Source organism: Anaerobacillus sp. ABA4_114, assembly GCF_056159065.1.
This window is the reverse complement of record NZ_JBSWUM010000001.1, coordinates 2,880,043-2,897,089: the sequence shown is the minus strand read 5'-3', so window position 1 is coordinate 2,897,089 and position 17,047 is coordinate 2,880,043. Positions and strand designations below refer to the sequence as shown.

General features: G+C 40.6%; 24 protein-coding genes. 17 read left to right on the top strand and 7 right to left on the bottom strand.

Going from position 1 to position 17,047, the window contains the following annotated elements; genetic code table 11:
- Positions 1-119 precede the first annotated feature (119 nt).
- The 6 genes from ACXAEY_RS14930 to ACXAEY_RS14905 all read left to right on the top strand — a co-directional run bounded on the left by ACXAEY_RS14930 (position 120) and on the right by ACXAEY_RS14905 (position 3,220).
- Positions 120-320 carry a hypothetical protein gene (locus tag ACXAEY_RS14930; RefSeq protein ID WP_474812932.1) on the top strand — a complete coding sequence of 67 codons (201 nt, stop codon included), beginning with the start codon at positions 120-122 and terminating at the stop codon, positions 318-320.
- Positions 321-351: 31 nt separating this feature from the next.
- Positions 352-633, top strand: coding sequence for a hypothetical protein (locus ACXAEY_RS14925; protein ID WP_474812930.1), 282 nt, complete (start codon positions 352-354; stop codon positions 631-633).
- On the top strand, positions 630-1,238 hold the full coding sequence (locus ACXAEY_RS14920) for a hypothetical protein (protein WP_474812928.1): 609 nt from the start codon (positions 630-632) through the stop codon (positions 1,236-1,238). The genes ACXAEY_RS14925 and ACXAEY_RS14920 overlap by 4 nt, the downstream gene beginning before the upstream one ends.
- 82 nt (positions 1,239-1,320) lie before the next feature.
- Positions 1,321-1,716 (top strand): VOC family protein, encoded by a 396-nt coding sequence (locus ACXAEY_RS14915; protein WP_474812926.1) that lies wholly within the window; start codon positions 1,321-1,323, stop codon positions 1,714-1,716.
- A gap of 132 nt (positions 1,717-1,848) precedes the next feature.
- Entirely contained in the window at positions 1,849-2,019 is a 171-nt protein-coding gene (locus ACXAEY_RS14910; RefSeq protein WP_474812924.1) for a hypothetical protein, read from the top strand.
- A gap of 97 nt (positions 2,020-2,116) precedes the next feature.
- Entirely contained in the window at positions 2,117-3,220 is a 1,104-nt protein-coding gene (locus tag ACXAEY_RS14905; protein WP_474812923.1) for an NADH:flavin oxidoreductase, read from the top strand.
- A 40-nt stretch (positions 3,221-3,260) separates the two neighbouring features.
- On the opposite strand, the gene ACXAEY_RS14900 is transcribed toward ACXAEY_RS14905, so the two are convergent.
- Positions 3,261-3,557 (bottom strand): DMT family transporter, encoded by a 297-nt coding sequence (locus ACXAEY_RS14900; protein WP_270181252.1) that lies wholly within the window; start codon positions 3,555-3,557, stop codon positions 3,261-3,263.
- Entirely contained in the window at positions 3,554-3,901 is a 348-nt protein-coding gene (locus ACXAEY_RS14895) for a DMT family transporter (protein WP_474812920.1), read from the bottom strand. Before ACXAEY_RS14895 ends, ACXAEY_RS14900 begins: the two co-directional genes overlap by 4 nt.
- A 183-nt stretch (positions 3,902-4,084) precedes the next feature.
- Here ACXAEY_RS14895 and ACXAEY_RS14890 point away from each other — a divergent pair, with 183 nt between their 5' ends.
- Positions 4,085-4,912, top strand: a complete 828-nt coding sequence (locus ACXAEY_RS14890) for a LysR family transcriptional regulator (RefSeq protein WP_474812918.1) — start codon at positions 4,085-4,087, stop codon at positions 4,910-4,912.
- Between the two features lie 32 nt (positions 4,913-4,944).
- On the opposite strand, the gene ACXAEY_RS14885 is transcribed toward ACXAEY_RS14890, so the two are convergent.
- The 3 genes from ACXAEY_RS14885 to ACXAEY_RS14875 are packed head-to-tail and all read right to left on the bottom strand — an operon-like array spanning position 4,945 to position 8,622.
- Positions 4,945-6,087: a Ger(x)C family spore germination protein gene (locus tag ACXAEY_RS14885; protein WP_474812916.1), complete on the bottom strand. Its 1,143-nt coding sequence runs from the start codon at positions 6,085-6,087 to the stop codon at positions 4,945-4,947.
- Complete coding sequence (locus ACXAEY_RS14880) at positions 6,084-7,175, bottom strand: GerAB/ArcD/ProY family transporter (RefSeq protein WP_474812914.1); 1,092 nt, start codon at positions 7,173-7,175, stop codon at positions 6,084-6,086. Before ACXAEY_RS14880 ends, ACXAEY_RS14885 begins: the two co-directional genes overlap by 4 nt.
- A complete protein-coding gene (locus ACXAEY_RS14875; protein WP_474812912.1) occupies positions 7,168-8,622 on the bottom strand; it encodes a spore germination protein in 1,455 nt (484 codons plus the stop codon). The genes ACXAEY_RS14880 and ACXAEY_RS14875 overlap by 8 nt, the downstream gene beginning before the upstream one ends.
- A 114-nt stretch (positions 8,623-8,736) precedes the next feature.
- Between ACXAEY_RS14875 and ACXAEY_RS14870 the strand changes: the two genes are divergently transcribed.
- Positions 8,737-9,258: a DUF6886 family protein gene (locus ACXAEY_RS14870; RefSeq protein WP_474812911.1), complete on the top strand. Its 522-nt coding sequence runs from the start codon at positions 8,737-8,739 to the stop codon at positions 9,256-9,258.
- A 260-nt stretch (positions 9,259-9,518) separates the two neighbouring features.
- Positions 9,519-10,328 (top strand): alpha/beta fold hydrolase, encoded by an 810-nt coding sequence (locus ACXAEY_RS14865; RefSeq protein ID WP_270181259.1) that lies wholly within the window; start codon positions 9,519-9,521, stop codon positions 10,326-10,328.
- On the opposite strand, the gene ACXAEY_RS14860 is transcribed toward ACXAEY_RS14865, so the two are convergent.
- On the bottom strand, positions 10,282-10,893 hold the full coding sequence (locus ACXAEY_RS14860) for a hypothetical protein (protein ID WP_474812909.1): 612 nt from the start codon (positions 10,891-10,893) through the stop codon (positions 10,282-10,284). The two genes, ACXAEY_RS14865 and ACXAEY_RS14860, sit on opposite strands and share 47 nt — an antisense overlap.
- Before the next feature lie 110 nt (positions 10,894-11,003).
- Here ACXAEY_RS14860 and ACXAEY_RS14855 point away from each other — a divergent pair, with 110 nt between their 5' ends.
- Together ACXAEY_RS14855 and ACXAEY_RS14850 are read left to right on the top strand one after the other, a co-directional pair.
- On the top strand, positions 11,004-11,771 hold the full coding sequence (locus ACXAEY_RS14855; RefSeq protein ID WP_474812907.1) for an SMI1/KNR4 family protein: 768 nt from the start codon (positions 11,004-11,006) through the stop codon (positions 11,769-11,771).
- Positions 11,772-11,799: 28 nt separating this feature from the next.
- Entirely contained in the window at positions 11,800-12,072 is a 273-nt protein-coding gene (locus ACXAEY_RS14850) for a DUF3986 family protein (RefSeq protein WP_474812905.1), read from the top strand.
- A 108-nt stretch (positions 12,073-12,180) separates the two neighbouring features.
- Here ACXAEY_RS14850 and ACXAEY_RS14845 read toward each other — a convergent pair whose 3' ends face one another.
- Positions 12,181-12,816: a spore coat protein gene (locus ACXAEY_RS14845; protein ID WP_474812904.1), complete on the bottom strand. Its 636-nt coding sequence runs from the start codon at positions 12,814-12,816 to the stop codon at positions 12,181-12,183.
- A 182-nt stretch (positions 12,817-12,998) separates the two neighbouring features.
- On the opposite strand from ACXAEY_RS14845, the gene eutH reads away from it, so the two are divergent.
- The 6 genes from eutH (at position 12,999) to ACXAEY_RS14815 (ending at position 16,525) form a co-directional block, all read left to right on the top strand.
- Positions 12,999-14,075: an ethanolamine utilization protein EutH gene (eutH, locus tag ACXAEY_RS14840; RefSeq protein WP_474812902.1), complete on the top strand. Its 1,077-nt coding sequence runs from the start codon at positions 12,999-13,001 to the stop codon at positions 14,073-14,075.
- Positions 14,076-14,230: 155 nt separating this feature from the next.
- Positions 14,231-14,428, top strand: coding sequence for a hypothetical protein (locus ACXAEY_RS14835; protein WP_474812901.1), 198 nt, complete (start codon positions 14,231-14,233; stop codon positions 14,426-14,428).
- A gap of 137 nt (positions 14,429-14,565) precedes the next feature.
- Positions 14,566-14,838 carry a hypothetical protein gene (locus ACXAEY_RS14830; RefSeq protein ID WP_474812899.1) on the top strand — a complete coding sequence of 91 codons (273 nt, stop codon included), beginning with the start codon at positions 14,566-14,568 and terminating at the stop codon, positions 14,836-14,838.
- 69 nt (positions 14,839-14,907) lie between these two features.
- Positions 14,908-15,318, top strand: a complete 411-nt coding sequence (locus ACXAEY_RS14825; protein WP_474812897.1) for a hypothetical protein — start codon at positions 14,908-14,910, stop codon at positions 15,316-15,318.
- Between the two features lie 418 nt (positions 15,319-15,736).
- Positions 15,737-16,084, top strand: coding sequence for a hypothetical protein (locus ACXAEY_RS14820; protein WP_474812895.1), 348 nt, complete (start codon positions 15,737-15,739; stop codon positions 16,082-16,084).
- Between the two features lie 228 nt (positions 16,085-16,312).
- Positions 16,313-16,525 (top strand): hypothetical protein, encoded by a 213-nt coding sequence (locus tag ACXAEY_RS14815; protein WP_474812893.1) that lies wholly within the window; start codon positions 16,313-16,315, stop codon positions 16,523-16,525.
- The last annotated feature ends 522 nt before the right edge of the window (positions 16,526-17,047 follow it).

Genomic DNA, 17,047 nt, shown 5'->3' with positions numbered 1-17,047 from the left:
TAAGTTTTTATATGCATATTCCTAAAGTTATACCTCTTTTTAATAAAGGAGATTGTTCTTTTTAAGAAAATTTGAAATAATTGGAAGGGGCGAACCTTAGTATGGGGGGAGGTAAAGGAATGAAAGAAAACTTAACACTTGCGTGGATTGCGACTTGGTTTGCATTGGTTGGGCAGCTTGTGTTCTTCATTATCGTGGCATCCTTAACAGGTGAATGGCGGTATGTGATGTGGAGCTTTATTGTCAGTATGATGGCCGGCGTGCCATGTTTGATTCAAACGTTAAGAGCTCAGAAAAAGCGTAATAACCTTGAAGTGTGAGCTTCCGTAGCGTAGGTAAGGAGGAAGGATATTGGGGTTTTACATTGTCACGATCGGCTTATTAATTGGAAGCTGGACTCTTTACGTTAAGAAGAGTATAAATCACTATCTTCTCAGTTTCGTAGCGATGGCTTCAGCAGTCATCTTCCATATTGTTGGTTTACTTGTATCAGGGATGTTGCACAGCCAAGGAGCGGCGTTCGTCACGGCTTATTGCGCGATCGGTCTACTTCTAAATGGAATCCTGATGTTAGTGGTGACCATTATTAGAAGCGTTTTTGGAGGGAGATTCAGTAAGGAGAGAACGGGATGAAGCAACTATTGACGCTGCTCTTGGTGCTCGTTTTAGTAGCATGCACGAATGAAGAGACGACCGGTACAGAGGAGAAGACTTCAGCAAAAAGCGATTCAACGTTGACGATTAAGTCAGCATCATTAACTGAGCGTGAGCAAAGGATCATCGATCAAATCGGCATCGATTACAAAACGTTTTTTACCGTTGATGGTGAACTAGCGGATGGTGAGCATTTAGTTAGTTCAATCGTTGTTTTTCAAAATGGTGACGGTGGGAAGGAACAATTCCAAACGTATGGTGACGATCAAACGTTTAAAAAAGCGCTGCATTCCTTTCAACTTCACATGGAAGAAGGCACCGCTTTTTACACGATGGGATCACCGACTGGCTACAGCAAAGGTTCGACCGAAATGCCTCGTGATCTTCAAGGCTATGGGTTTGAACAGCTCGAAGGAGAAGTCACGCTAAAAAGTGGAGAAACAGTTTACCTCGCATACGTAAAGGGGTCGAGTGAGAACCACATGGATATAGGAGGGCTTGATGATTATAAAACCCTTCCTGATTCAGTGAAAGATGCAGAGTACGCAGTTGTCGCTCAACTTTACATAACGGATGAACCGTAAAATTGAAGAAGGAGAATGTACCGAGTAAGCGAATATAGTTAGTTGTACACTACGGCAAACATTAACGATTCGGGAGGTTTTTATGGGTAGAGTCATTCATTTCGAAGTTCATGTTGACGACATGGAACGTGCAAAAAAGTTTTATGGAGAAGTGTTTGGATGGACGTTTGAAGACTGGAGCGAATACGCTGGGATGCCTTACTTTGGAGTCGTCACGGGCGATTCGAACGAGCTTGGAATCAACGGCGCGTTGATGCAGCGACAAACGCCTCCTCCAGAAGTGAACAGCGCGATGAACGGGTATGCATGTACGATGGGATCAGAAGACATCGATGCGACGGAAAAGGTCATTCTAGCGAATGGCGGAAGAGTTGCCCTTGCAAAATACGCGCTCCCAGGCATGGCTTGGCAGGCCTATTACATGGATACTGAAGGGAATATTTTCGGTGTTCATCAACCGGATGAGAACGCAAAATAAACGGTAGACAAAAAACCCTGTGAAAAGGGTTTTTTCGTTGGGTAAGAAAGGATGAACAGAAAGTTTTTACGGATCAACGTTTGGCATGAAAGTATTAACGATAGAGAAAAGCTATTAAAAAGGAGCAACTGTATGAACGTAAATATTGGAGATATTCTTTATCAGCTCTTCGCATTTATGATGCTGTTATCCATTCCTACCCTTATAATTGTGCTGGTATTGGTATTAAAGGGAAGAAAATCTAGACTGGATCGCCTGGAGCAGAAGGTCGACCAGCTGCTTTCTCAGAAAGAGGAGAGGTGAGGGCAACCGGCCAACCTCTACCTACAAACAGATTACTTTCTTTCCAATAATGAATCTGTAATAATAAAAATTGCATTAATGGAAGGAGAGGAAACCATTGAGTAAAACAACGAGTTCATTAAAACCACTATTCGAATCATTTACAAGTGAAAACCTAAACTTAGAAAACCGCACGGTGATGGCCCCGATGACGCGCGGCTTTTCTCCTGCTAACGTGCCTGGAGAGGATGTTGCAGCGTATTATCGTAGACGTGCGGAAAACGGTGTTGGTCTTATCGTGACAGAAGGAACTGGAATCAATCATCCTGCCTCTGTTTCTGGTGCGAGTATCCCTGTCTTTCACGGAGAAAAGGCACTGAGCGGTTGGGAAAATGTTGTGAAAGAAGTACACGAAGCAGGCGGAAAAATCGTGCCACAGCTTTGGCATGTTGGAATGACACGTAAAGCAGGCGACCTACCAAATGAGGAAGCACAGCCAGTTGGCCCATCTGGTCTTGATCTGTCAGGAGAAAAGGTGAACGAACCACTTACTGAAAAAGAAGTAGAAGAACTAGTAGAAGCATATGCGCAAGCTGCAGCTGACGCGAAACGTATTGGCTTTGATGGCATCGAACTGCACGGCGCACATGGTTACTTGATCGACCAATTCTTCTGGGAAAGAACGAACAAGCGTAGTGACCGATACGGCGGTGACCTTGTTGGTAGAACGCGATTCGCAGCTGAGATCATCGAAGCGTGTCGACGTGCAGTTGGACCGGACTTCCCGATCATTTTCCGTTTTTCACAATGGAAGATGTTCAACTTTGATGCGAAGTTAGCGGAAACACCAGAAGAACTAGAGCGTTTCTTACAGCCGCTCGTTGAAGCTGGCGTAGATATCTTCCACTGCTCAACGCGTCGTTTCTGGGAGCCAGAGTTCGAAGGGTCTGATCTGAACCTTGCTGGATGGACGAAGAAGCTAACAGGTAAGCCTGTTATTTCCGTTGGTTCTGTTGGACTTGACGGTGAGTTCACGAGCTTTGAAGGTGCAAACACGACGAGCCTTGATGGCCTTGTAGACCGATTAGATCAAGGTGAATTCGACCTTGTCGCAATCGGACGTTCTCTATTGATGGACCCTGAGTGGGTGAAGAAAGTTCGTGATGGAAGAGCGGATGATCTACTTCCATTCGATAAGGAAGCATTAAAGAAATTAACGTAAATGTAAGGAAGCCGATCGTGCACGCCACGATCGGCTTTTTTTATAGAATAACGACGCCAGCGATTATGACGGCGATTGATAGAAACTTTCTTTTGTTTGCTTTTTCATTAAAAAGTAAGATGCCAGCAAGTGTAGTACCAGCGATGGATACACCGGACCAAACGGCGTAGGCGATTCCGACATCGATCGTTTGAACAGCGAGTGTGAGAAAATAGATACAAAAGCCAAACAGTAGGAACGACATCACGCTTGGGATGTGCTTTTTAAATCCTTTCGACAGTTTGACACTGATACTTCCTAACACCGAGCAGATAAGTGAGATGGTTAAAAACATCATGTTGGTTGTCCTCCTCTTCCAGCATGTTTACTTGGTGTGTTCAACCCAACGATACCGATCACGATGAGTGTGATGCCGATTAGTTTTGTAACGGTCGTTGCTTCGTCGAAGAGTGTGATTCCGATGACGGCGATCGTAACCGTCCCGCCACCTGACCAGAGTGCATTGATGATCCCAAGATCGTGGTCTCTTGTTAGAATGATATAGAAGGTGAGTGCTAAGGCATAGCTCAGAAAAACGATGACGCTATAACCTGCGTTCGTAAACCCGTCTGCAAATTTCATAAACGTTGCGCCGATCACTTCAAACAGAATCGCGACAATGAGTAGAACGGAATGTTTCATAATGAAGTCTCCTTTTGAATGCGCTGGTTTCATATTTCTAGAATAACGGGTGTGAGTAGAAGTGTGGTAATACATAAAATGCATTAAATGATAACTTCAGGTTATGATAAAGTGGAAAGCATAGTGATTTTAAGAAGTGGTTGTTACGTTTTAATAATGTGAAGTTATGGAGGCCGTGGGGACATGCTACTGAATAAACTGAAGTATTTTATTGAAATTGCAGATAAAAGAAGTTTTACAAAGGCGGCCGAAGTTTGTTTTGTTTCGCAGCCCGCGCTTAGTAAACAGATGAAACTCCTTGAGGAGGAGCTAGGTTTTGCGCTGTTCAATCGTTCGGTCAGAGGAGTGGAGCTAACGAGAAAAGGAAGGTCGCTCTATGAAGATCTCTCTCCATTGTTTTCAAAAATCGATCAAACTGTTCATCACTATAAGCAGTTTGATCATATCCGGTTTGGTTCTACGCCACTGTTAAGTTCGTACTTTTTACCGAGTTATTATGAAAAGCTACAATATACGAACCTGCACGTAACTGTTGTTCAGAATGACAGCCGTGATCTCGTTCCATTATTAAAAGCGCACGACATCGACGCTGCAATCGTTCAAGATACGCCCTGGATCGAAGGGATATATTCAACGTTGTTATTTCAAGAACCCTTCGTGGCAGCGATTCCGGTTTCTTACGCACTGTCTTCAAGAAAAGAGGTAACGATGGAGGAATGTTTTGCTTATAAGCAGATCCTTCCCCCAGAAGGGAGCCTTTCAGAACAAGTTACGAACATGATGCAGGAAAAGGACATTGAAATAGACGTGCTTGAAACCCACTACCTCGGCATGGTTGGACTTGTATCGATCGGGATCGGAATCGCTTATCTTCCAAAGATGATGGCTGATGCGATTGAACATAAAGGCGTTACGTTCGTACCTATAAAAAGCGGCGTTTTAGAAAGGAAGATGTACCTTCATGCGGTTTCTCCTTTTATATTAAAGCTTTTATCAGATACGATGCGCTAGAAAAAAGCTCCTCTCATGATGGTAAGAGGAGCTTATTGTAGATCCTGCGTTCCATATCCATCGACATCAACCTTAACGTCTACAGAAATGGGGACATCTCTAAACGTCTCGTTCCAGTTCTTTTTATGAGACTTGTAGAAGGCAGGTTCTTTGATCTTTACCCATTTAGATAAACCAAGAAAATCTAACTCATATTCGTTTTGAGCTGGTTCAATGACTTTTTGTATGGACCTTTCAATGTGGTTCTCCGCATCCTTTGTTATCTTATCATCCCAACCTTGCTCAAACACATCTCTTTCAATGTTCCAATCTTCTCCTAGACGGACAGTCGTCTTAACCATAACTCCTATCTTTAGCTTTCCGTCTTCTACCTTAGGATGGATCTCTGTACCAGATTTAATAATTTCGAGAACTACATGGTCTTCTGAATTCTTTTCTTTTTGGTCAGTTAAGGACACTAAACCGCCTTTTACGGTGTCGGTAAGCCACTTGAGACCTTCCACTTGCTCACGGTTTAGCCAACCTGCAAGTTTGAAATCTTGATCTGAAATGACAGCTGCTCCTGATAATCGAATACGGTTCTGGTTGATTTCAATTTCAGGGATAACGAAGCTCACATCTTCTGAAATATAACTTGAAAGCTCGCTGAACTTGGTGTTCTCTAAAATCTCCAAACTTTTATCATTATTTTGTGTAAGTTCCTTAATTTGGACCGCAGGGAAGATTTCCTTTGTTGGCTCAACGCTCATGATATCTTCCACTTTTTCTTTCGTAACAAATACGGCGACTGTTCTTCGGAATTCATGATCTCGTAAAAAGAAGCTGATCAGTTTCCGAACAGATTCTTCTTCAATAAGTTTCTCTGAAAGAATAAGTGATTTTAAATGTGTAAAGTTTGGTGGACGATCGGTTTCAAGAGAATTTTCTCTTATGATTTCAAAAAACGATGCTCCTTCGAGTGTAAGGTTTTGAAATGGTTTTCCGGATGCCTGACTGCCTTGGGATCCTTGGATGTTATTTGGCACGACATATTGGTGTGTCATTGAAAACTTTTCATCCTCACCAAAATCAAGTCCAATTCCAATGATCAAGCCAACATCTTCAATTTCATTACTATCCCAGCAGGCTGAAAGAAAGATTAAACAACAAATGGTAAACACCATCTTTCTTTTCATCGTAAAGACCTCCTAATGGATGAAATGAGTAAGAGGATGAAAGGAATACCAATAAGTGACGCATAAGACAAATAGTTGATGTAAGTTCCATACGAAAACAGTTCCGTTATTCCATCTGGTAATTTCGCAAGAACAATAATAGATGCACCAATCAGAATGTTGAGGTAAATGTTTTTCTTGCAGTTTAACGTCGTGCATATACCTACCAGGGCTGCGTAGTAGTAGGCAACGACAGTCGTGAAGATGGTAATGATCCATCCGAACAGAAACAATAGCTCGAAGCGTTCAAAAAAGAACCCTTGAAATTCGATCGACTTTGCCATCTCGATGGTTGGAAACGTGGTCACCTTCAGTTCTTCGAGGCTAAGAATCCCAATGTTCAAAATAAAAAAGAGAACGTAGATCGTACATACAGTACCAAGGCTTACTAACAAGATAGTCGACATCGATTTCCAACCCGATATTGACTTCCGATTCGATAGAACCATGATCAGTTCATATCCAACAAAAGAGAAGAACGTCGTTTTTGCACCTATGATGAGAGGAACAATGTCATTTACGAAAACTGGACGTAAGTTGGTAACTTCAATGTTTCGGACACTAAGGATGGTCAACAACAGGAACATCAGCAAAATGATGGGGAAGTAGAGCTGGAAAAAATCCATAATATTCGTGATTCCAGTTGAAACAAGGTAGACACACGCGACGATTAGAACGAAGATGACGACCAATCTAGGTGTTAAGTCAAGCAGATAATAATTCACGATCTCAGCCATCATTCTCATAATAAAAGCTGAAATGCAGATCGCGTATAAAACGAATATGATGTTGAATACACTCCCGAGAAGTCTACCTACGACGTGTGGTCCAATATCATAGATCGTCTGTTCAGGGTAGCGCTTGATGACAGAAAAGATCAAAAGCCCATTCAGAAAAGCAATCGCAGCACCTAATACAACACTGACCCACATATTCGGTTGATCGATAACATTAGCAGCTTCACGTGGTAACGTTACGATTCCGACACCGATGATCGTCGAGATGACGAACACAATGATGGGAAAGTTCGACAGTTGTTTGTCATTCATGTAGCTTCCCATCCTTTTTACCTAGTCTGAAAAACAAACGAATTACTGAGTCTTTGAGTTGTCTGAATCGAATTGGTGCAAAAGGTTCCATGTATGGAACGTTAAAGCTTCTGAGTGAAACCAGATGTGTTGAAAGAATAAATAGCGCGATTAGGATTCCATAGATGCCGAGTATCGCAGCAAAAAACAACAGGAAAAACCGAATCGAACGTAGTGCAAGGCTCAGCTGATAATTCGGTACAGTGAATGAACAGATCGCTGTAAATGAAATTACCATCACCATCATGGGGCTTACGATTCCTGCACTCACAGCCGTTTCACCAATAACGATCGCTCCGACGATACTCACCGTCGAGCCAATTGGCTTCGGAAGGCGTATACCAGCTTCTCGTAAAATTTCGATTGTAAGTTCCATTAAAAACGCTTCGATTACCGATGGAAACGGCACGCCCTCTCTTGTTTTTGATAAAGAGATGGCGAGGTCCGTTGGAATGAGACCGTGATGAAAGGAAATGAGCGAAATATAAACAGCAGGCAAGACGAACGAGATGATTGCAGCAAAATAAGTAAGGATTCGTGTAAGAGAAGCCGGAATCCATTTGAAATAATAGTCATCAGGGGTTTGAAGCAACATGTTTAGTGTGGTCGGTGCAATGAGTGCTGTAGGCGATCCATCTGTCAAAATGGTAATTTTCCCTTCCATCAAAGCATTGGTTACTTTGAGAGGGAACTGCGTATTCGTTAATTCTGGGAATGCTGAGAACTTGTTTTTCCCAATCGCTTGCTCGAGCAATCCAGCGTCTCCTAAGTATTCTGCCTCAACAGATTGAATTCGCTCTCTAGCTTCTGTTATTAACTCTTCCGAGGCTTTCCCTTTTATATAAGCTAATTCAACATACGTTTTGACTTCCGTCCCTACAGCAAACCGTTCAAAAACTAAATCATTCGAATGAAGGTGCATCCGAATCAGTGATTTGTTATCTTGAATCGATTCAACAAACCCATCACGTGGTCCACTGATCGTTGGTTCATTAACGGGTTCATTCGTTTTACGTTTTACGAAATTACACGTTTCAATCGCATAGACGACTTCTGTTTCTCCTTTTGCTATGATGATCGTAAAGCCATCCATCAAGTAGGTGTTGATCTTATCGTAGTTCTTTACAACTTCCATCGATTCTACTGGTAATTTGCCAGTGATCGAAAATGGGGTAATGGGTTCATTTTCTTGTGCTAGAAACAGAAGTGGCGCTATGATCAGTTTTTGAATCGTTTTTCGATTGGTGATATCTGCGATAAACAAAATTGTGATCTCGATCTCTGGCACTTCAAAAGACTTGCAGTGGAGATCACTGCTATGATGAAAATCGTCCATGATTCGTTCTTTAATGCTTTTGCTTTCTTTTGAAGAATCTTGTTGTTTGTTTGAATGTCGTCTTATTTTCATGTCAGAATCACTCCGAACATAAGCTATCTGTTAGTATTCACAGACTAAGGTATTCTATCCAATGTAGCTTCGCGTTTTTATTTGTAGAAAGAATTAATGAGGGAGAGATCTTCAGTGAGGTTATTTCATGTTAGCGAAGAAAGTGACATAGAAGTGTTTGAACCAAGAATTCCAACACGTAAGGATCTTGATCAAACAAAAGGGCTCGTGTGGGCGGTTGAAGAGAGGTGCTTACCGAATTTCTTAACACCGCGAGATTGCCCGAGGGTTTGTTATCACGTTGGAAGGGAGACGACCGACAACGATAAACAGCTTTACCTTTCACCACAGCAGCATCATCATGTGGTCGTCATCGAACAAAAGTGGCTAGAAGCCATGATGAACACGACGTTAGTTTTGTATGAATTTGCCCCGACGTCTTTTCAAAGTTTCGATGAGAACGCTGGGTACTACATAAGTGAGGAAGCGCAAATACCGATTGCTAAACACAAGATCGATGATTTGTTTCAAGAACTGTTTTCGTACGGCGTTGAACTTCGGATCACACATGACTTATGGGAGATGCATGATGCGATTCAACAAACGACGTTTCATTGGTCGATGTGCAGGATGAGAAACGCATTGCCGAGGGGGTAAGGCGGCTTTAGATTTGATTGCGTTAAGGGTAGAGTATGATAACTCGTACGATTTAAGAGAAGCCTTCTAACTGCAAGTAAGAGGTTTTTTTGCCTTAAAAAGGTAGAATTTTTTAAAAAAGTGTGACGAACCACGCAAAATCCGACAAAAAGAGCACATTTGTCGCGTTTGGTTATTTATTTCTTCACCCTTTTAAGGTTATACTTGTTCTTTAGAAGAAGGACACAACACCCCTTTTTTATAGAGAGGATTGTATCACCATGCTTGATTATAAATACTACAAATGTAACGACAAAAATAATGAAACGATCGTTTTGCTACACGGTCTTGGAGGCAACTATGGTATCTTCAGTAAACAGATCGCAACGTTTAAAAAACAGTTTCATGTATTAGCGATCAATTTACCTGGACATGGAAAATCACCTGGGACTTCTACTTATGATAAACCATTTACCAGTGACTTAGTTGTCGATAAACTTCTGCATACTCTAGATGAACTTAAAATAGACAAGGCTCATGTGGTAGGAATTTCACTAGGATCTGTAGTTGCTCATCACATGCTACAACGTGCACCAGAGAAAGTGAAAAGTGCAGTACTTGGAGGGGCAATTACACGGTTCACCCCACTCGCAACTTTTCTCTTATTGGCTGGTACAGCGGTAAAACGGTTTGTGCCTTACATGTGGTTGTACAAGCTGTTTGCTTACATCATGATGCCGAAAGCAAATCATGCAACGGCAAGAAAAGTGTTCATTAGAGAAGCTGTTAAAATGAATCGTCAAGATTTTTTAGCTTGGTATAATTTAGCGTTTACCGTGAAAGAAACGTATGCGGATGTTCAAAAGAAAGGAAAGAACGTTCCGAAGCTATACATTTCTGGAGAAGAAGACCACCTCTTTGTAGAACCATTGCTAGAAGACACGAAGAGCGACAAACTCGCCCGTCATTTGGTATTAGAAGAATGTGGCCACGTATGTAACGTTGAAAAGCCAAAAGAGTTCAATGCTGCTTCGTTAGAATTTTTTAACAAGCATCGTTCGAAGCATGAGCCCGTTTCATCTGCGCTTTAATCGTTTGAATAGTAGGAGAGAGACTCGTCGATGACGAGTCTTTTTTACGTTGTAATTCTGAGATTGTGGTGAACATTCTATTATAGACGTCTAGTATGTTTTCTTGAGACATTTCCTGATTATAGAGACCGTAACCCCAATGGAGATGACCATCTTCTTGAGCGAAATAACCTACCGCATATTCTGAATTACTTAGACTTGGAGCACTTTCGTAAGTTGAATCCGCATTATAGTAAGCGTAGGGTATTTTTTCTGATCCTATGAAAAAGAAAGGAAGGTCCGTTGTTTTGTATAGTTCGGCATATTCCCTTACCGCAGCCTTTTGTAAGTGCTTTTTCATAATGAATACCGCGTCAAAATCGAATGGGTCGATCTTCTTTAAACCTTCGAAATCCATCGGAACGAATGTGATCGACCGCTCTTCTTTAATCGTTGGTTTTTTTCCAACAATAGCGATGGTTAACGGTGGTCCGTCATAACTTTCAAATTGTTGTTCACCGCTGCCGTCCGCTTGACACGAGGCTACTACCAGAATTGAAAGACATAGTAGTAAAAAACGTTTCAATCCTATTCCTCCCTTGCAATCGACTTCTACTATTCTACCATAGTATATTGCCATCATATGGAAGGGAGGTATACTAATAGAGTAAGCTTTTTCAACGAGGAGGAACGTTTTTGGAAGTATGGGATGACCAAAGAGGAAGCATGTATAAAGTAAAACCTATGACTGAACGTACAATAAATAGGTATGAGAAGAAAATAAACCGTACATTGCCAGAGAGTTATAAGGAGCTCGTGCTGAAGCAGAATGGTGGATACATCAAGCAAAATGCAGTGAAAATTGCTGATGAAACCTATCTAGCAATAGACCATATCTATGGTATCGGTCGTCCTGGTTTACTCGATAGTCCAGACCTCATTAAAGAGTGGGGACTTAAAGACAACATCATCCTTTTCAGTGGAGAGGGGAACGATTGGTTTGCCTTTGATTATTCCACTGAGTCGCCTGCGATCATCTACATCGAAGGAGAAAGCAATGAAGTGATAAAGGTGGCTTCTAGTTTTGATGAATTTCTGACGAAGCTGAGTGTCGGTTTTCCCGAAGGTGATGAGGAACTTTCGTGGACAAGAGAAGAAGCTGAGGTGATCTTCTCAAGTAAGGACGAATCTCTTATTCAAGAGGTTCTCTTTTATATGCAGCATGCAGGTGATCTCGATTGGGTTGTGACGAAACTTTCGCAGCTCAGCAAGCATTCGAGTTTACTCGTGAGAGAAGCGGTGGTCAGTGTGCTTGAAACGAGTATGGATGAATATATCCATGAGTTACCTGAAGCTTCATTTAATCATATAAACAAAGCTGTAAGCAATCTAACAAACGATGATAATGAAGAGATTCGAAGGATGATAGAGGAGTTAAAAGAGGAGCATCCGTTTTTAAGATAAGACGGTTCAAAGAGAAGGAGGTCGGATCATGTATGACGCTAGCCAGCACCTTCATATAGGCTATTACGAAGACGGCTATGATTATGAAGTGATCGCTTATAAAAGGGAGAAAGAAGCTGTATGGGATGTCTTTGTAGAGGAGTATGATCCAAAGCTGTATCGATCTGTGAGTAAGGTGGGGAATTGGGTATCTGTTAAAGGTCACGGGTTGCACATCTTTTCAATCTCAGACAACGACCTCTCATATGAACATGGGGCTCGTTTGTTTAAGTGTTTTCTTATTGATAACGGTATTGTTTAAGCGGTTAGTACTTTCAATGGTCGAGCACTGCCATTTTGATGGAACAACGTTAAACGAATGTATTTGGATATAAAAAGCTGAACGATTTTATCCGTTCAGCTTTCGTCATTATTGAAGCGTTCCCTGATCAGAGACAGGAGTATAGCTTTGCAGCATGAGGTTCATATCCTGGCCTGAAAGTTGTGGAACTTGGTAGTAGCTATGCTTGTTCTGATAAAGAAAGATTTCATAGCTTAATTCGATCAGGTTCGGCACACTGTCACTGACAACTCGACGTAATACGGGGTTCGTCATTTCAAGTGCAGTCATTGTAAATAAGGACGCTAACGACTTCGTGTGACCTAACATATAAGCTGACAATCCTTGATCAGATAAGTCACGGACTGACTGATTTGGTTTCTTAGGTGGGCTAGGCTTGATCCCATACACAACCTCATTCGACTGTTGCATCGTATAGTTTCCTGTAGGGTTCACTGGATCTTGTCCGGTTTGAAAACTTTGGACGATTGAATTGTACATAGTCGTGATGAAGTTCGTTTGATGATGTAGAATTCCTTTTAATTCAGGATCTTGTATATGCTGGTCATACATCTGATACTGATCGAGCAAATTGATCATGCTTGATATGATTTCATGGGCGTCGTACAACTCGTGACCGCCATGATTAGTATGTGCTGTTTCCCCTGTGTCTGGCGGAGGTTGTTGGACGTTTGGCATATTCATTTGATTTTGTTGATGATTCATCTTCTTCCCTCCTATGTTATTCATCTGTTGTATTATCTCTAAAGGAACCCGTCATATGTATGGCGTGATTAAAAATTACGCGATCACTCACACCAAACCGAACTTTCCGTGTTACCATAAATGGCAGTTGTCACTGCATAGAAGAATAGTGATCTAAGTGATTGAAGATGGGGGATAGAAGGTTGGGAATCAACGACATCATTGTCTATATCGTAATCGCCTTTTTATGTATAGGTGCGATCGACAAAATAATGGGAAATCGATGGGGGTTTGGTGAAAAGTTTACAGAGGGATTTATGACGATGGGGTCCCTAACACTTGCGATGGTGGGAATCATTTCATTGGCTCCTGTTCTAGCAAGTATCTTGACCCCAATAGTAGCTCCAATTTACGGGTTGGTTGGAGCAGACCCTGCTTCATTTGCGAATACCTTGTTAGCTCTTGATATGGGAGGCTACTCGCTAGCAACAGAGATGGCAGAAAGCAAGGATGCTGAACTTTTTGCATGGGTATTTTTAGGAACGATGATGGGACCGACGTTAGCATTTACGATTCCCGTAGCATTAAGCATTATTACAAAAGAAGATCATCCGTATTTCGCTAAAGGGATATTATTAGGGTTAATCACTGTTCCTATTGGCTGCTTAGTAGGTGGAATCGTTGCGGGTCTGGATCTCCTCGTTATTGTGGCAAACTTGATACCTACGATCATTTTGTCTGTTCTTATTTCAATCGGCTTATTTAAATATACGAATAAGATGATTGCTGGATTCGCTGTGTTTGCGAAAGGCATACAGGTAGTAGCGATCATCGGGCTAGCTGCGATCAGTGTTGAAACGTTTACGGGTTTCGTTATGATTCCGAATATGACGCCACTGATTGAAGCTGTTGAAATTGTGTCCAAGATCGCAGTTTTTCTTGCGGGTGCATTTCCGTTAGTCACATTTATCTCTTTCATCTTAAAAAAACCACTGAATAAAATAGGGAAATCGATGGGGATAAACGACGTATCAACTGCCGCGATGATCGCAAGCTTGGCACATAACATCCCAATGTTATCGTTACTTAAAGAGATGAACCCAAGAGGAAAAGTCATGAACGTCGCATTCGCTGTAAGTGGGGCATTCGTATTGGGAAGCCATTTAGGGTTTGTAGCAGGAGTGAATAAGGAAATCGTTTTTGCCATGATCGTTGGAAAATTGGTCGGGGGAATGAGTGCTGTCGTGTTAGCTGTTTTTGTAACGAGGAAAGAGGTCTAGCTTGTGATTTTTGAATATGCCACCAACATTGTGATGTTGGTGGTTTTTTAATTGAATGTCGCGAAGTTTTATCGAAAAAAATATTATGATAGATTCTCAGTGTTTTATTTGAAATAATTGGTAGTGAAGGGTTGTTCTAAGTTGGAGGTGAAAGAATGGCCAGTCATTCTTCTAAATTATCGAGATGGAGAGAAAAATATGGAGCATTAGCGGTTGCGCTCTCTTGTTTCATTAGTATGATCAGCAGCTGGGGATCAAATTGGATTCTTACAGGAACCTTGATCATCGGTGTTTTCGTTTGTGGGATGTTCGGCGTGTATGATTTTAAAAAAGCTAACGCTCTAAAACGGTAGTCTATTAGGCTGGAATTTTCATGGAGAAAGGTGCAGCGGGTGCATAATAGCTATGTTTGGTTTTCAACAACCTTGAAACCTTATTTATAGAATGCTAGGTAAAGCAACAACTGTTTGTTACTCAAGGGAGGTTTCTGATGAAGAAAATCTTAAGTGTCCTATCGATCCTCGTTCCAACCGTATTGTCAGTGTTGATTCTAAACTTTTTATTTAATGGTATTCCGTTAAAGATTCAAGGGTTGCCCATCGTACTGCCATTTATCTTATGTCCAATAGGAGCTGCACTTGGGGTTATGGGTTATCGAATGAATAAAGACCTTCTGTCTCGAATTGGGATCATATTCAATCTCGTATTATTCATTTTCCCAATTGCATATCACATTGTTGGAACTCTTAGTCAGGGAGTGTAAGAGCGTATCATTTAAGTATTATGAAATAGTAGTGATAGAAAGCATATTTTACAGGGAAGGGGAATGTAAATGGGGGTATTTCTTAAAAGAAAAGATAAACCATTTTCACTGAGAGATTTGCATTTCTATCTGTTGTACTTGTTGTTAGCAGGTGTATTCTTCTATTATTTTGTTTTTATGTCTCCTAAAAACTCAGTGGAGTTGTACGAGACCATTTCATTCTCAGAGGATTATGAGGCAGTACAAAGTCTTGTTTTAGAAGGGTATGAAGCCAACTTCAAAGAAGAGGATTTTGTTTCATTACAAGAACTAGGCCCAACTATGAACCGAGTTAGTCAAGTTACTCTATTGGAATATGAAAACAGAACATTTTTAGTCATGACTTCCCCAGGTACAGAACAATTAAAAGTGCTTGCAGTTGAAGAGTTACCTGAAGAGATTAGAAGTTACTTCCTTGGGCTGGATCCATCAAGCAGGTAAAAGATAAACCATTGTTTTAGGGGGAAAGACATGACAAAAGATAAAATGAGCAAGTTAATCGTTATCTCGGTGTTTCCACTTTTTCTATCTTTTTTAATCTATGACATAAAAAGCATCGAGTTATGGGGTTACATAGGGATAACCATGGCAATTTTTCTAATGATATTTTATTTAGTAGAAATAAGAATGTATTATCCAAGAGTCTCTTTTGCAGTAGGCGCGGTCATTTGGACAGTGTTATGTTCGTTTTTGTTTAGTGACACATTCATAAGCATAGGGTTATCTATCATTTTATTAGGTAGTGTAGGAGTATTTATCCTTTTATATAAAAGAAATTAAATTAACTCAATAGCGCAGGAACCGTTCATTCACTCAGATTAGTTCTTCGTAGTTAGAAACAGGGAAAAGGGGGGATCCTTTGAATCAACTATTTCTTGTTCTTTTCATAATTGGAACGTTACTTGTAATTCTTGCTTGGTATCGGGGGCGTGGAGTAGGTAACAAACAATATACGTGGCTTAGTTATCTTTCCTTAGGGCTTCCAGTAATCGTAATCCTTCTAGTGTACATCATACCTAAAGGTTCAATGGTAACAATCTATCTAACACCTATTGGTACTCTCATTGCATTTATTCTTATAGGGATTACACTATTTAAAAGAAATGAAAAAAACCTTCTGGCTGCAATTGGCTTATTTCTATCATTACTATTGCTTGGAATCATAATCATCTTTGGAATATTTATCATAACGCCACTTCAACCTTAATGTATACATGCTAGAACAGCTCATAGGTAATTACCTGTATAAAATAGTTCGATTTTGAATTTATGGATAATATTAGTTTAGTAAAATGTGCTTAGTGCGATTATTCTACCATTTTTCCTACATATTCTAGCAAATACGTATTAAATCAGGGAAGAACGTGGTAGGGTGAAGAATAAGAGAATTGCTCCTCTTCTCCAAACATAGAATGGAAAGAAAGGAGCATATTGATTGATGCTATTTAGTAAATATAGCATAATCTTATATCAAACTAGAATTGCAATTGAAAGTTTGCAGCGAGAATCAACGGGAAAAATAAAGATTGAAAAGTTATCTGCTGTTACCGGTTTCTCAGAAGAATCCATCCTTGAATCTCTTGAATTTGGAAAACATACTGCAAACCAATCTTCAAATCAATTACAATCAAAGATAGCCTCTTCTTAATGTCATGATGGAAGAAGAGGAGAGTTCTCTTTAAATAATTTAATAACAACTGTTCATCCTATCCTATCTTAACGTTGAGGTTAGGACATTTTTTTGTTTTTATAGCCTAACCGAAGTGATGAACAGGTTCAGAGAATCTATTTTCAAATAATATACATAATTAAATGTAGGAGGTTCCCCTCCCCTTATACCCATAACTTTAAAGTAGTGGTGATCTAAATCTGCCGATCGTGCTTGTTGTGAGGACCGCCAAACTCCAAAGCTTCTATAATTGTTTCCTCAGAGAAGCCAGTTATTACTGATAATCTTCGTATGTTGAGCTTGTCAGAATTTTGATGGTTTGAGTTGTCGATTGCTACTCTTATTTGATATAGAACAATATTATATCTGTTAGAAAGCATGTGTTCTCATTAGCCTATCGGCTCCTTTCATCCCCCTACAGTGAGTAAAAGGAGAGGAGCAAAGCCTCCATAGACAGTAAAATACCACGGTAATTATTTGAATTCAACGCTAAATGATAAT

What these genes read in the sequence shown, in the direction of transcription:
- ACXAEY_RS14910 (WP_474812924.1), top strand. Translation starts at nt 1,849, where the DNA reads ATGAACGTAAATATTGGAGATATTCTTTATCAGCTCTTCGCATTTATG.
- ACXAEY_RS14835 (WP_474812901.1), top strand. Translation starts at nt 14,231, where the DNA reads ATGGCCAGTCATTCTTCTAAATTATCGAGATGGAGAGAAAAATATGGA.
- ACXAEY_RS14920 (WP_474812928.1), top strand. Translation starts at nt 630, where the DNA reads ATGAAGCAACTATTGACGCTGCTCTTGGTGCTCGTTTTAGTAGCATGC.
- ACXAEY_RS14865 (WP_270181259.1), top strand. Translation starts at nt 9,519, where the DNA reads ATGCTTGATTATAAATACTACAAATGTAACGACAAAAATAATGAAACG.
- ACXAEY_RS14890 (WP_474812918.1), top strand. Translation starts at nt 4,085, where the DNA reads ATGCTACTGAATAAACTGAAGTATTTTATTGAAATTGCAGATAAAAGA.
- ACXAEY_RS14875 (WP_474812912.1), bottom strand. Translation starts at nt 8,622, where the DNA reads ATGAAAATAAGACGACATTCAAACAAACAACAAGATTCTTCAAAAGAA.
- ACXAEY_RS14830 (WP_474812899.1), top strand. Translation starts at nt 14,566, where the DNA reads ATGAAGAAAATCTTAAGTGTCCTATCGATCCTCGTTCCAACCGTATTG.
- ACXAEY_RS14900 (WP_270181252.1), bottom strand. Translation starts at nt 3,557, where the DNA reads ATGATGTTTTTAACCATCTCACTTATCTGCTCGGTGTTAGGAAGTATC.
- ACXAEY_RS14825 (WP_474812897.1), top strand. Translation starts at nt 14,908, where the DNA reads ATGGGGGTATTTCTTAAAAGAAAAGATAAACCATTTTCACTGAGAGAT.
- ACXAEY_RS14850 (WP_474812905.1), top strand. Translation starts at nt 11,800, where the DNA reads ATGTATGACGCTAGCCAGCACCTTCATATAGGCTATTACGAAGACGGC.
- ACXAEY_RS14845 (WP_474812904.1), bottom strand. Translation starts at nt 12,816, where the DNA reads ATGAATCATCAACAAAATCAAATGAATATGCCAAACGTCCAACAACCT.
- ACXAEY_RS14895 (WP_474812920.1), bottom strand. Translation starts at nt 3,901, where the DNA reads ATGAAACATTCCGTTCTACTCATTGTCGCGATTCTGTTTGAAGTGATC.
- ACXAEY_RS14915 (WP_474812926.1), top strand. Translation starts at nt 1,321, where the DNA reads ATGGGTAGAGTCATTCATTTCGAAGTTCATGTTGACGACATGGAACGT.
- ACXAEY_RS14930 (WP_474812932.1), top strand. Translation starts at nt 120, where the DNA reads ATGAAAGAAAACTTAACACTTGCGTGGATTGCGACTTGGTTTGCATTG.
- ACXAEY_RS14880 (WP_474812914.1), bottom strand. Translation starts at nt 7,175, where the DNA reads ATGAATGACAAACAACTGTCGAACTTTCCCATCATTGTGTTCGTCATC.
- ACXAEY_RS14885 (WP_474812916.1), bottom strand. Translation starts at nt 6,087, where the DNA reads ATGAAAAGAAAGATGGTGTTTACCATTTGTTGTTTAATCTTTCTTTCA.